The organism is Halovenus anhuiensis, assembly GCF_037080055.1.
In the GTDB taxonomy this organism is placed as follows: Archaea; Halobacteriota; Halobacteria; order Halobacteriales; family Haloarculaceae; genus Halovenus.
This window is the reverse complement of sequence record NZ_JBAOJI010000002.1, coordinates 369,310-382,387: the sequence shown is the minus strand read 5'-3', so window position 1 is coordinate 382,387 and position 13,078 is coordinate 369,310. Positions and strand designations below refer to the sequence as shown.

General features: G+C 62.0%; 11 protein-coding genes. 3 read left to right on the top strand and 8 right to left on the bottom strand.

The window, feature by feature from the left end; genetic code table 11:
* Positions 1-8: 8 nt before the first annotated feature.
* From V8P86_RS07775 to V8P86_RS07765, 3 genes are read right to left on the bottom strand one after another with little or no spacing between them, the layout of a single operon-like run.
* Positions 9-1,016, bottom strand: coding sequence for a sodium:calcium antiporter (locus V8P86_RS07775; protein ID WP_336326685.1), 1,008 nt, complete (start codon positions 1,014-1,016; stop codon positions 9-11).
* Positions 1,017-1,066: 50 nt separating this feature from the next.
* Positions 1,067-2,260, bottom strand: coding sequence for an acyl-CoA dehydrogenase (locus V8P86_RS07770; RefSeq protein WP_336326684.1), 1,194 nt, complete (start codon positions 2,258-2,260; stop codon positions 1,067-1,069).
* Positions 2,261-2,312: 52 nt separating this feature from the next.
* On the bottom strand, positions 2,313-3,932 hold the full coding sequence (locus V8P86_RS07765) for an ATP-binding protein (RefSeq protein ID WP_336326683.1): 1,620 nt from the start codon (positions 3,930-3,932) through the stop codon (positions 2,313-2,315).
* Positions 3,933-4,036: 104 nt separating this feature from the next.
* Here V8P86_RS07765 and V8P86_RS07760 point away from each other — a divergent pair, with 104 nt between their 5' ends.
* A complete protein-coding gene (locus V8P86_RS07760) occupies positions 4,037-5,047 on the top strand; it encodes a BtrH N-terminal domain-containing protein (RefSeq protein WP_336326682.1) in 1,011 nt (336 codons plus the stop codon).
* A gap of 38 nt (positions 5,048-5,085) precedes the next feature.
* Here V8P86_RS07760 and V8P86_RS07755 read toward each other — a convergent pair whose 3' ends face one another.
* Positions 5,086-6,750, bottom strand: coding sequence for a long-chain fatty acid--CoA ligase (locus tag V8P86_RS07755; RefSeq protein ID WP_336326681.1), 1,665 nt, complete (start codon positions 6,748-6,750; stop codon positions 5,086-5,088).
* Between the two features lie 132 nt (positions 6,751-6,882).
* On the opposite strand from V8P86_RS07755, the gene V8P86_RS07750 reads away from it, so the two are divergent.
* Positions 6,883-7,305: an acyl-CoA thioesterase gene (locus tag V8P86_RS07750; protein WP_336326680.1), complete on the top strand. Its 423-nt coding sequence runs from the start codon at positions 6,883-6,885 to the stop codon at positions 7,303-7,305.
* A 15-nt stretch (positions 7,306-7,320) separates the two neighbouring features.
* Here the strand turns inward: V8P86_RS07750 and V8P86_RS07745 are convergent, their stop codons facing one another.
* Both V8P86_RS07745 and V8P86_RS07740 read right to left on the bottom strand, forming a co-directional pair.
* A complete protein-coding gene (locus V8P86_RS07745; RefSeq protein ID WP_336326679.1) occupies positions 7,321-8,772 on the bottom strand; it encodes an amidase in 1,452 nt (483 codons plus the stop codon).
* Positions 8,773-8,829: 57 nt separating this feature from the next.
* Complete coding sequence (locus V8P86_RS07740) at positions 8,830-9,393, bottom strand: DUF7998 family protein (protein WP_336326864.1); 564 nt, start codon at positions 9,391-9,393, stop codon at positions 8,830-8,832.
* 147 nt (positions 9,394-9,540) lie between these two features.
* On the opposite strand from V8P86_RS07740, the gene V8P86_RS07735 reads away from it, so the two are divergent.
* Positions 9,541-9,969, top strand: a complete 429-nt coding sequence (locus V8P86_RS07735; RefSeq protein ID WP_336326678.1) for a TRAM domain-containing protein — start codon at positions 9,541-9,543, stop codon at positions 9,967-9,969.
* Between the two features lie 3 nt (positions 9,970-9,972).
* On the opposite strand, the gene proS is transcribed toward V8P86_RS07735, so the two are convergent.
* Positions 9,973-11,433, bottom strand: a complete 1,461-nt coding sequence (gene proS, locus V8P86_RS07730; protein ID WP_336326677.1) for a proline--tRNA ligase — start codon at positions 11,431-11,433, stop codon at positions 9,973-9,975.
* A 165-nt stretch (positions 11,434-11,598) separates the two neighbouring features.
* A complete protein-coding gene (locus V8P86_RS07725) occupies positions 11,599-12,669 on the bottom strand; it encodes an isocitrate lyase/PEP mutase family protein (protein ID WP_336326676.1) in 1,071 nt (356 codons plus the stop codon).
* Between the last annotated feature and the right edge of the window lie 409 nt (positions 12,670-13,078).

Here is a 13,078-nt window from a genome sequence, read left to right as displayed (position 1 = left end):
GTTTTTTACTAGATTCCTTGGACGGTCTCGATAGCGCCTGTCGATTCGAGGAACATCCACAGCAAGAACAGGCCGTAGAGCGCGAGAAAGCCGTACGCTTCGAGATCGGTGAGTTCGAGATCTGTCCGGGTGAAGACGATGAACACGAGCGTCGCGACCATCAGAAAGCCCATCGTCGGCACCGCGACCAGGAAGTTGATCGTCGCCGACCCCGCCAGCAGCACGCCCAGCGGGATGGCGACCAGCAGGTTGAACGTGTTGCTGCCGAGGACGTTCGTGAGGCTGGTGACGCTGTCGTCCTCGCGGGCGGCCTTGACGCTGACGAAGGCGTCGGGAAGGCTAGTGCCGGCCGCGATGACAGTCAGCCCCCACAGGATACTCGGGGTATCGAACAACTCTCCGAGCGAGAGGGCGGCACGAACCAGCCCCTCGACTCCGACTGCGATGACGACCAGCGCCACCAGAAGGATCGCCCACTGCTTGCCCGCACGGATTCCGGGCGGACGTTCGAGGGTCTGCTCGCTCGCATCCTGCTGGTGGAGAAAGAGGTAGATGCCGTAGGTTACCAGCGGCAGAATCGTCAGCGCCGGTGTCAAGATGGCCGCGGAGTTCGTCCCGCCCGGCACGTAGGTCGCGCCGAGCGCGAACATCGTAAAGAGCACGAGGACGCTGATCACGTAGAACTGCGCGTCCTTGTGGACGAGGCTGCGTGTCGACTCCAGTTCCTCGCTGAACAGCGCGGACAGCGCCGGAATCACCAGGAGATTGAAGATTGCGCTGCCGACGATGGCGCCGACGCCGAGAGAGAACTCGCCGTGAACGACGGTGCTGATGACGATCGAACTGATCTCGGGAAAACTGGAGCCGACAGCGACGACGACGGCCCCGTGGATAGCAAGCGGTAACCCGTAGTGTTTGCTGAGCAATCGCGCAGCACCCTCGAAGTACTCGCTGCCCTTCCAGATGACGACCACCGCGATGGCCGCGAGCACGACGGATCCGGCGAGTCCCGGCATTGCTCGCTAGTCCCGCCGCGCGGTGGAAGTAAGTTCCGCGTCGGGGCAGGTCAGTCGAGTAGCTGGTCGGCAATCGTGTTCCGCAGGACTTCACTGGTCCCCTCGTAGATCTCGTTGATCTTCGCGTCGCGGAGGAACCGCTCGGCGGGGAAGTCTTTGACGTAGCCGTAGCCGCCGTGGATCTGGATACCTTCGTTGGCGACCTCACGTGAGACCTCCGAGGCGTACAGTTTCGCCTGGGCGGCCTCCTTGCGGTAGGAGTCACCGTTCATCTTCAGGTCGGCGGCCCGGTGCATGAGCATCCGGGCGGCGCTGATCTTCGTGTCCATGTCGGCGAGTTTGTGCTGGATCGCCTGGAAGTCGCTGATCTGCTGATCGAACTGCTCGCGGTCTTGCGAGTAAGCCAGCGCCTCGTCGAGTGCGGCCTGTGCGATGCCGACCGAGCGGGCGGCGATGGTGATTCGACCGCCGTTGAGCGTCTTCAGCGCCTGGATCATCCCTTCGCCCTCGTCGCCGATGCGGCGAGACTCGGGAATCCGCAGATCGTCGAAGCGGAGTTCGGCGGTCGGACAGCCCTTGTCGCCGAGTTTCTCCTCCGTGCCTTCGACGATGAATCCGTCGTCTTCCTCGGGGCGGAGGATAAAGGAGGAGATACCCTTCGCACCGGCGTCTTCGTCGGTTTTGGCGAAGACGACCACCGTATCTGCAACTGAGCCGTTCGAGATCCAGAGTTTGCCGCCGTTGATTACGTATTCGTCGCCGTCCTGCGTCGCCTCGGCCGACGCAGTGCTCGCTGAGCTTTGCTCGGCGGTGTCTTTCTCGGCGGTGGTCTCCATCGCCGGAGCGTCACTGCCCGCGCCGGCCTCCGAGAGGCCGAACGCACCGATCTCCTGACCCTCGGCGAGCGGCGTGAGGTACTCCTCTTTCTGTTCCTCACTACCGAAGTCGTAGATCATGTTGCAGGCGAGCGAGATGTGCGCTGCAACGATGGTCCCGACGCCCCCGCTGCCTCGCGAGATCTCTTCGAGTGCCGTCGCATACGAGTGGTAGTCCAGCCCGGCACCGCCGTATTTTTCGGGGATCGGCATCCCCATCAGGCCGAGGCTGGCCATCTCGTCGACCAGTTCCCACGGGAACTCGTCGTTCTTGTCGATCTCCGCGGCGCGGGGTTTGATCTCTTCGTCGGTAAACTCCGAGACCATCTCCTTGATCTGTTGGTGTTCGGTCGAACGAGTGAAATCCATACTCACGAGTACGACCCCGTGAATAATAAATCAACGATTATAGCCACCAAAATCAGTTCACGTCAGGGACTGTAAATCTGACAGTCGTTCCGTCGCTCGTCTCGAAGGAGAGATCGCCACCCATCGTCGTGACCGCCCACTTGAGTTGCCACAGTCCCAGTCCTGTCCCGTGTTGGAGTGGTGTCTCCGTGCCGGTATCGATCGACCGGAGTTCCTGCTCGGGGATCCCACTGCCGTCGTCGGCAACGACGACTGCGTAGCCGTCACCGTCGGCGTCGATTCGAATCTCGACGGTCGAAGCCGCATACGTGAGCGCGTTGTCGACGGCGCTGGAAACCGCCGCCTCCAGTGCCTGTCGGTTGGTCACGACTGTCGCCGAGTCCGGAGCATCGACGGTGACGTGACAGTCGCTCTCGTCGGCGGCGAGGGTATCGCGTGTTTCTTCGAGCACCTCGACGATGTCGACCCGCTGGGTCGTCGACTCGGACAGAAATCGGTCGATAGTTCGGGCTTCGTAGCCGAGATCTCGGATCTCGTCGGCGGTGTCGATGATCGGACCGACGTGCTGGTTGGGTCGGTCCTCACGGAGCACCTCAGCGTGGCTCTTGATGACGTCGATCTTGTTTCGGAGATTGTGCCGCAGAACGCGGTTGAGGACGGTCAGTCGCTGTTCGCGGAGTTGTCGGTCGGTCACGTCACGGAGGCTGAGGACCGCGCCGAGAGCAGCCCCGTCACTGTCGGTGATCGCAGAGACCTGTGGGTCGTACTGCCGTTTGCCGGCGGCGGTTTCGAGTGGAACCGTCTCTCGGTCGCGAAGGTCGTCGGAATCGTAGGCGACGACCTCGGCCAGCGGAGCGCCGAGCACCGATGTGCGGTCGATCGCCAGCGTCTCGGTCACTCTGGGATTGCACTTGACGACGACATCGTCCGTATCGACGACGAAGACGAGGTCGTCCGTCTCCTCGGCGATCGCGCGAGTCCCGATCGTCTCGACGGCGGGAGTCTGGTCGAGAACCGAACTCCGGGCGACGACGGCCCCGAAACTCGCCGTACTGACGAGGAGTGCGAGGACGTAGACCGCGGGTGCGAGCACGGTCGCAGTCTGCTGGAGATTCCCGACCGAGTTCAACGCGAGAACGATCAGGATCGGCGCGGCGGCGAGTCCGAGTCCATCCGCCGTCGAGAGGTGGACGTACGAGCGCGCGGCCTGAACCACCAGCAGTGCGCCGAAGAAGGCGAGCCCCAGCGTGTAGATGAGCACCATCGACGACACCGCATTGGCGACGCCAGAGACACCGTCTCCGACGATGTTCCAGACGAAATTTCCGAGCAAGCCGACAAAGGGGAGATAGAGCAGTCCGATGGTCCGCCGGCGGATCGTCGTGTACCGACCAGTGTACACCAGTGCAAACAGAAACCACGGGACCGTGGCCACAGCCCAGAAGAACAGTCCGATCTGGGCCCACAACGGCATGGTCGTCGGATCTGGGTCGGCACCGACGAGTCCCAGCAGGCCGCTGACGACGGCACCGAGGCCGAGAACGACTGCAAAGCCAGCGAGTGGCGAGACACCGAGGGGCTCGGATCGTCTGGACAGCAGATATCCCAGTCCGACCAGCACGACACCGGCGACAATGGCGGTCCCGAACAGCACGTCGACGGGGGTAATCATCGTTTGGTGTTCTCTCAGGGCGGGTAAAAAACCCCAAGCAGCGTGTCGGGAGCGAAACAGCAGTCGGGGGAATAGTTACCTCGTCGCCGCCACAACCGGGGGACATGCCTCGACTCGACTTCGACCACGAGACCGGCGCTCACTGCGGATCAACCTCTCTCCGGGATCTATCGACGTACTACGACTGGGGGTTCGACGAGCCGACCTGTTTCGGACTCGGCGAGGGGCTGGGCTTCTCGTACCTCGAACTGCCGACGAGCCCACATCGAGCGATTTTCGGCCGAACCGGCTGGCTCGAACGGGCCTTCTTCGAGAACTGCGGAATCGAACATACGATTCACGAGGGCGAGGCTTTCGAGGAGGCGTGGGCGGCGATCAAAGAACGGATCGACGACGGCGACCCGGTGATGATCTTTGCCGATCTGTACTATCTGGATTACTACGGGACGGACACCCACTTCGCACCGCATTCGCTGCTGGTCGTCGGCTACGACGACGGCGAGGACGGGGAGTACGTACATCTAGCCGACAGCGAGTTCGCAGAGATCCAGCGACTGCCGACCGACCGTCTGCGGGAGGCACTGACTTCGACGCACGTCGTTCCTTTGCAGTGTCGGTATCTCACGGTCGACGACCCGACGGTGACAGTCGGCTTCGAGGAGGCGGCGAAGAAAGCGATCCGGGAGACGGCGACGTACATGCTGGATCCCGCGGAGAGCTACCGAGAGTCGAAGTACTTCAGCGGGCAGGGAGTCGGTGAAATCGAGGCCTTCGCTGCGGATCTGCCCGAGTGGAGCGAGCTCCCCGATCCGTCGTGGACGATTCGGTTCGCCTACCAGAATATCGAGCGTCGCGGGACTGGCGGCGGTGCCTTCCGGCGACTGTTTGCGGACTTTCTGGAGACCGCCAGTGAGGTAGTCTCACTGCCGGAAGACGCGGCCGAGGAGATGACGGGGATTGCCGACGACTGGACCGAACTCGCCGGCGTGCTCCGAGAGGCGAGTGAAACCGAAAGCGAGGCTGACCGCCAGTCGCTGCTGTGGGAGGCGAGTGAGCAAGCGGGTGCAGTCGGACAGCGGGAGGCAGCGCTGTATCGAAGACTGAGAGAACAGTAGAACGCGGCGATCACACAAAAAGACCGCACCGGGAACGTTTAGTCGTCTGCTTCTTCGGGTGCAGCGTCCTCGGAGACTTCCTCCTCCAGCAGTTCGTCTTCGCGACCTTCGTACATCTCGCGGAGGTCTTTTTTCGAGAACTTGCCCGTCGCGGTTTTCGGAATCTCGTCGATGAACTTGAAGCCGTCCGGGAGCCACCACTTCGGATACTCGTCGAGGAGCATCTCTTGGAGTTCGTCCGTCAGCGCATCGTTGTCGACGTGGTCCGGCGTGACGACCATCGCGACCGGGCGCTCGGACCAGCGTTCGTGCGGGACGCCGATGACCGCGGCCTCGCTCACGTCGTCGTGGGCCATGATGGCGTTTTCGAGTTCCTGTGAGGAGATCCACTCGCCGCCGGATTTGATCACGTCGCCCGCGCGGTCGACGATTTCGAGATAGCCGTCCTCGTCGACGGTGACGATATCACCGGTCTTGAGCCACGAGCCCTCGAAGTCTTCCTCGTTGGCCTCAGGTCGCTCGAAATAGGATTGGGTGACCCACGGACCGCGGACGTACAGTTCGCCGAAGTCCTCGCCGTCCCAGGCGATTTCCTCGCCGTCGTCGTCGACGACTTTGAATTCGAGGCCGGGGACAATCAGGCCCTGTTTGGCCTTCACGTCGAACTGGCGCTCACGCGGCGCATCTTCGAGATCGGATTTCAGGTTCGCCACGCTGCCGATCGGCGACATCTCGGTCATCCCCCACGCGTGGACGACCTCGACACCGAGTTCGTCGAACTGCTCGATCAGGGCCTTCGGGGCCGCAGAGCCGCCGATGATGACCCGTTCGAGCGAGGAGAGATCGACCTCGTTGTCCTCCATGTACTCGAGCAGACCGAGCCAGACCGTCGGGACGCCGGCAGTGAGAGTGACGCCTTCTTCTTCGATGAGTCGGGCGAGATCCTCGGGTTCGGGCGACGGACCCGGGAAGACCTGCTTCGCGCCGGCGGCAGTCGCCGAGAAGGGCATCCCCCACGCGTTGACGTGGAACATCGGCACGACCGGCATCAGTACGTCGGAGTCGTCGATACCCAGCGCCTGCGGGACCATCGTCGCCATGGTGTGTGACCACAGCATCTGCTGGGTGTACTCGACACCTTTCGGCATCCCCGTGGTACCGGAGGTGTAACACATCCCAGCGGACTGGTCTTCGCTCAGTTCCGGGAAGTCGTACTCTGCGGATTCGTCGCCGATGAACGACTCGTAGTCCGTGACGGGTCCGATCGAGATGTCCGGCACCTCCGAACCCATGACGACGAACTGCTCGACGCTCGAAAAGGACTCCTCCTCGTACGCGGAGTCGAGTTTCTCCGCCAGCGACGGATCGACGAAGATGACCTTGTTCTGGGCATCGTCGACGATATGCTGGATGTGTCCGTCGGGAAGCAGCGGATTGATCGTATGCAGTTGGGCCCCGATGTTCGGGACCGAGAAGTACGTCTCGAAGTGCCGATCCGTATTCCAGCAGATCGTCCCCACCCGATCACCCTCCTCGACGCCCGCCTCGTCGAGGGCGTTGGCGAGTTTCCGGACACGGTCACCGTACTCGTCGTACGTATACCGCTTCATTCCTTCGTGGGTACGAGCGACAATCTCCTTCTCTGGGAAGACGTTTTCCGCACGCCACAAGAACGGTGTCAGTGTCTGTTGATGTCCAGTCACAGTATACAACTGGGCGCACTACCAAATAGTGTTTTCTGAAAGCGTGAACGAGTTGTTGGCTACGACTGCGTTTGTATTTCCGGCCGCTGTGGTGTGGGAGGTATTTTTACGCCGGGAGCGCGACGCTCAGATATGCACGACGTGTACGAGAACGACGTTCGCTTCGAGGAGACTGACGCGCAGGGAATCGTCTTCTACGGCAACTACGTGACATATCAGGACGAAGCCTTCACCGAGTATCTCGACGCCATCGGCTTCGGCTACGAGAGCTTCGAAGAGCGAAACTGGGACGTTCACGTGGTCAACGTCGAACTCGACTACCGCGGGTCGGCGGAGTTCCGGGACAGACTCGTCAACGCCGTCCAGATCAGCGCCATCAGCGAATCCAGTCTCACCTTCGAGTACCAGTGCCGACGCAAAGCGGACGACGAGGTACTCGCAGAGGGGTCGGTCACGCACGTCGCCGTCGACGAGACGGGAACGCCGACGCGAATCCCGGACGAATTCCGCGAAGCTGTCGTCGAATTTCAGGACGAGCCGCCGGAATCGGCGTGAGTTCGAGACGGCCTGTTACTCGGTGGTGAACGGATATTCCCCTGCCCACGGCCGGACCGCTTCGAGATGGTTGGCGACGGCCAGCACGTCGGCCTCGGCGTAACGACTCCCGACGATCTGTAGTCCGACAGGGAGCCCGTCGTCGGTCCGACCGGCGGGAACGGATGCGACCGGGTGGCCGGTCACGTTGAATACCCACGTGAGAATCTGGTCGGTCGGCACACCCATCACGTCCTCGCCGTCGATTTCGGTCGGGTAGCCGTTTGCGAGATCCCGGCTGTACGGCGGGACCGTCAGCGTCGGCGTGACGAGTACGTCGTAATCGTCGAGTACTGCCTCGATAGCGTCGTATGCGGCAGTTCTGGGAACGTTTTTCAGCTGGGTTTCGAGCGCGTCGGCGTCTTTCCCGAGCGCAATCGTCGAGGGAACGGTATCGACGACATCGGCGGTATCGAAGTCGATGTCGAACTGCTCTTCGATCTGGGTGGCGATGGCGGCGAAGGAGAGTCCGACCTGTGCCATGTAGGCCTGACTGAGATCGGCGTAGGAGGGGAGATCCGGGTCGCGTTCGTCGACGGCGACTCCGGCACTGGCGAGGTCGTCGACCGCATCGCCGACAATCGCTCGAACGTCTGGATCGACTGGCTGCAAATCGAGATTCGGGCTGTACGCCGCCGAAAACTCCTCGGCCGGACGGTCGATCTGATCGCGGACAGGTGGTGTGTCGGGCACGCTGAAGGGGTCGCGGTCGTCGGGGCCGGCCAGCAGATCGTACGCAAGCGCCACGTCTTCGACCGTGCGAGCGAGCGGGCCGAGGACCATGAACGGCGAGTGATCGTTGAAGCGGTCCAGCCCCTCGCTCTCGGAGGGCACGCGGCCGAAGGTGGGTTTGATGCTGGCGACGTGACAGCAGGAGGCCGGGATGCGTAACGAGCCGCCGATATCCGATCCGGTAGCAATCGTCGTGAGGCCGGCCGCCAGCGCCGCTGCGGAGCCACCGGAGGAGCCGCCCGCGGAGTGCTCGTAATCGAAGGGCGTCGGTGTCGAGCCCTGCAGTCTGTTGTCCGTCTTGATCGTGTGCCCCAGCGCGGGCGTGTTAGTCGTGCCGAGGATGACCGCGCCGGCCGCCTCCAGCCGTTCGACCGTGACGGAGTCAGTCTCGGCAACGTGATCGGAAAGCGGCGCGAGGCCGAGCGTGTTGCGCACGCCGGCCTTGCGTTGCATGAGATCTTTGATCGCGACAGGGACGCCGTGCAGCGGGCCGAGATCCTCGCCCGCGTCGGCGGCCTCGTCGGCGCTGCGGGCCTGCTCACGAGCCGACTCTTCGATCAGCGTCACGAAGGCGTTCAGGTCGTCGTGGTCGGCGATGCGGTCGAGATGAGCGTCCAGCACCGCCTCGGCGGAGATGTCTCCGGCTCTGATCGCATCTGCGATCTCTGTCGCGGTTGCGCCAATCGGATCGTTCATGCACACACCGACCCGCGGTCAGAATATAAACGTCGGGGCGGGCTGTCAGTCAGACAATTAGAAGGGAGCTTCGGGGTCGGTCTCTTGCTCAATGGTCGGTTCCGGAATCTCCTCGTCCGTTTCGACGGCTTCGATCTCACCCGTCTCCTCGTACTGTCGTTCCATCTCGGCCAGCGTCTCGTTGACAGCCTCGCTTTGCTGGTGGGTTTCGGCGACACGCACCCGGACGAGATCGTACTCGTGGCGGTCCGAGAGTGCGTTCCACGCCCGGAAGGAGCCTTTGGTGAGCGTATCGCTTTGCGGACAGAACTCCGTCGTCGGGGAAAACTCCGCCCGAAGAACGGAGGGGTCCTCAGCGTCGACGGCGTAGCGATACCCCGCCTCAGTGTGGCGGGTGTCGCGGTTCAGTTTCGCGAGATTGTAACCGAAGGTCATGTCGTAGACGCCGCGTTCCTCGAAGATCTCGGCCGTGATCTGGTGAAACTGGACGTGGCGCTTCCCGTCGAGCACGTCGTGGCCCAGCAGGAACGAGCCGGGTTCCGGGATGTACTCGGGCTCGAAGGTCGTCTCGTCGCCGAAGTCAGTCTCCCCGTCACCGATGAGCGAGCGGATACCGTTCATATCCGAACGAATGTACTCGATTCCGACAGCGATTGCCCCGAACATATTCGTCCCTGCTCGGAGCGAGAACATGCCGAGTACGTGTCAGATAGCTAACCCTGGCCTGCAAAAATTAATGAGAGTACCGCCCGAACAGGAAATTACTGTATGGTTGAGATTCCCGACTCTCTGCAGAGTTTGTTCACTGCCACTGTCGAAGAACGCGAGAATAGATATTATATCGAGATTCCAGAATCCGAGATCGAGCACGAGGCGGCCGCACCCGGCGAAACCTACCGGATCGCTGTCCTGCCACACGACGCCGAGACCGACCGACAGCCCGAACCGGAGCAGTCGACGACCGACGAGAATCAGGCGGAGACCAGCCCGCGACCCGAACCGCCGGTCGACGAGGGAGAAGTGCGATCCGTCGAGATCGAATCTGTCGGCGATCAGGGCGACGGCATCGCCAAGGTCGAACGCGGCTACGTCGTGATCGTTCCGGGCGCAGAACCGGGCGATCAGCCGACCGTCGAAATCGAACAGGTAAAACAGAACGTCGCCTTCGCACGCGTCGTCGACGAACCCGCAGCCTAATTGTCAGTACGTCCGTGCGAAGTAGGCCGTCTCCTCGGCGTCCTCTCCACAGATCGCGCAGTCGTCGTGAATCGGTTCCTCGTCGCGATCCAGCGGGACCATCACGATTTCCGCCGCAATCGCCTCTTTGATCGGTTCCTCACAGTCCTCGTCCCCACACCAGCCGCACTTCACGTAGCCGCCGTGCTGGCCGATAGTGCCGAGGATCTCCTCGCGGCTTTCCGCTTCTCGCGTCGCGCCGTCGAGGGTCTCCTCCGCATTCGCGTACAGTTTCGCGAAGATGGTCTCCAGATGGTCGTCGACCGTCTCGTCGAGTCCAGCGCGGTCGACCGTCTCGCTCTCGCCGTCCGGTCGGTGGACCAGCGTTGCGGTCTCCTCGTCGACTTCGTTGGGACCGACCTCGATCCGCAGGGGGACCCCCTGTAGCTCCCACTCGTTGTACTTGAAGCCGGGGTTGCGGTTCTCGCGGTCGTCGAGGTGGACGCGCACGCCCGCATCGGAAAGCGCCTCCTCGATGTCGGCGGCGTAGTCGACGACCTCTTCCTTGTTGTCTTCCTGCCAGATCGGCACGATGACGACCTGTTCAGGCGCGAGCGTCGGCGGGAGGACGAGTCCCTGGTCGTCGCTGTGAGTCATGATCAGCGCACCCATCGCCCGCCACGAGAGTCCCCACGAGGTGGTATGTGCGGTCTGATCTTCCTCGCTGCCGTCGGCGTAGGTGATATCGAAGGCCTCGGCGAAGGAGGTGCCCAAGTAGTGAGAGGTCGCGCCCTGGACACTCTTACCGTCGGGCATCAGTGCCTCGGTGGTCGTGGTGGTATGTGCGCCGGGGAACTTGTCGTGTTCGGGCTTGCGACCGACCAGCGGCGGGATGGCGAGGATGTCCTTGTAGAGTCGCTCGTACTGCTCCAGTCGGGTCATCGTCTCGTCCCACGCGCCGTCCATCTCCTTGTGGGCGGTGTGGCCCTCCTGCCAGAGGAACTCCTTGGTGCGGAAGAACGGTTTGGTCTCGGTGGCCTCCCAGCGGACGACCGAACACCACTGGTTGAGTCGCATCGGCAGGTCGCGGTGCGAGCGGATCCACTGTGCCATGAACGGTGCGATGATCGACTCGCTGGTCGGTCGGACGGCGAGTCGCTCTTCGAGTTCGTCGTAGCCGCCGTGGGTCACCCACGCGACTTCGGGGTCGAAGCCCTCGACGACATCTTTCTCCTTTTCCAAATAACTCTCGGGGATGAACAGTGGGAAGTAGGCGTTCTGGACGCCGGTGTCTTTGAACCAGCCGTCGAGATAGTCCTGCATTCGCTCCCAGATTGCGTACCCGCGGGGCTTGGTGACGATGAAGCCGCCCATCGGCGCGTAATCGGCCAACCCCGCCTTCTGGACGACCTCCGCGTACCAGTCGCCCGTACTGTGTTCTTTCGACTCGGTGATCCCGAGTTCCTGATGTGACTCCTCGCTCATACGGATGCTTCACGCCGCCACCAATAAACCAATGCTGTTTCGCCGGCGCTCGGCCACAGATGGGCGCTCAGACGTGCCGGAGTCGAGTTGGAGACAGCGGTGGCTACGCGAGCGAAAAAAGACAGCGAAAAGTGCTGTCCGTCAAAGAGTCGTCAATATCCGTCGTCAGTCGTCGTTGTCGCTGGTGATGACTGCTTCTTCTTCCTCGTCGCTGAAGCCAGCAGAGTCTTCCTGTCGCTGCTTCGCGTCCGGATCGAAGTCGGCTTCGATCTCCTGGAAGCGCGGGACGAACGAAAGCTCGTGGTGGCTTTCGGTCGGGTGACCGAGGTAGCGGTCTTCGAGGTCCCACTGGGCCTCTTCGTCGTTCTCGGCGATGTTGACCATGTCCTCGTAGACTGCGTGTGCGCCACTGTGCAGGGCGTACAGGGTGATGAACTGGTATTTGTAACCGAGGTCGCCCAGCTCTTTGAACGTGAGTGGGTCCTCCTCTTCACTCCAGGCGAAGGAACTGGAGTAATTGAAGGCCAGTTTCAGGTCAGGGTGGGTCTCGTGAAGCGTTTCGGCGTACTCGACAGCGTCCTCGCGGGACGGGTCGGGCATCTCGGGCCAGACGAGGTCGACGCCGGCGTCGGCGTAGATTCGGCCTCGCTCGAGGTGCTCTTCCCAGTCACCGTTGGCCGAGCCGTAGGCGTCGGTTCGGGCGATGATGATGGTGTCGTCGTCCTGTTTGGCGTCGACAGCAGCGGAGAATCGCGCTTCGGCGTCCTCTCGCGAGATGATCTGCTTGCCGGCGATGTGACCACAGCGTTTCGGCGTCGTCTGGTCCTCGATGTGGACCGCAGCAACGCCTGCTTTCTCGTACTCTCGGACTGCTCGGCGGACGTTGTGGATGCCACCGTAGCCAGTGTCACAGTCCGCGATGATCGGCAGATTCGTCGCTTCAACCTGCCGTTTCGCGTTCTCGACCATCTCTCGCATGTCGACCATCTCGAGGTCCGGGAAGCCGAACTGGCCAAGGACCGTCGAGTAACCGGACATGTAGACAGCGTCGAGACCGGCCATCTCGGCCAGTCGGGCGTCGAGCGCGTGGTAGGTACCAGGCGCGAAGACGAAATCCTGGTTGTTCAGTTTGTCTCGCAGTTCTCGTGCTGCGTCGTTGTCGACATCACGGATGTACGGATCCGTGCTCTGGACTCGGGACGCAACTTCGTCAACTCCGTCGTTGTCTTGTGTCATAGTTGGTATGTAGTGTCGCGTTTCAGGCGCGACTCGCTTGGCGTTTGTCCGGAATCGGTGCGTGTAAAAAAACGTTATGAAAGATCATGATAAATGTCCCTTATACTCATTATTTGAGTCTTCGTACCGTTCCTGTCGGGCGTTGACACGGGTCGATAGAGGGTTGTTCACGTACCGTCTGCTCGACGCGCTCCGCGCCCCGCAGTGGGCAAATGCAGCATTTTCCGGCCCTGTGGTAGATGTAATACTCCAGCAAGTGTGAGAAAAGCATGACATCGTGTAACATGACTGCACGGAGGGGACTCTCGGGTGGGTCATCAGAGGAGAGTCGAGGCGCGGTCAGCCCGCCGTATCACGGGTGTTGAACCGTCGCCGCCCGTCGAAAGCACTGTTTAAGTTCGCCGGGGAC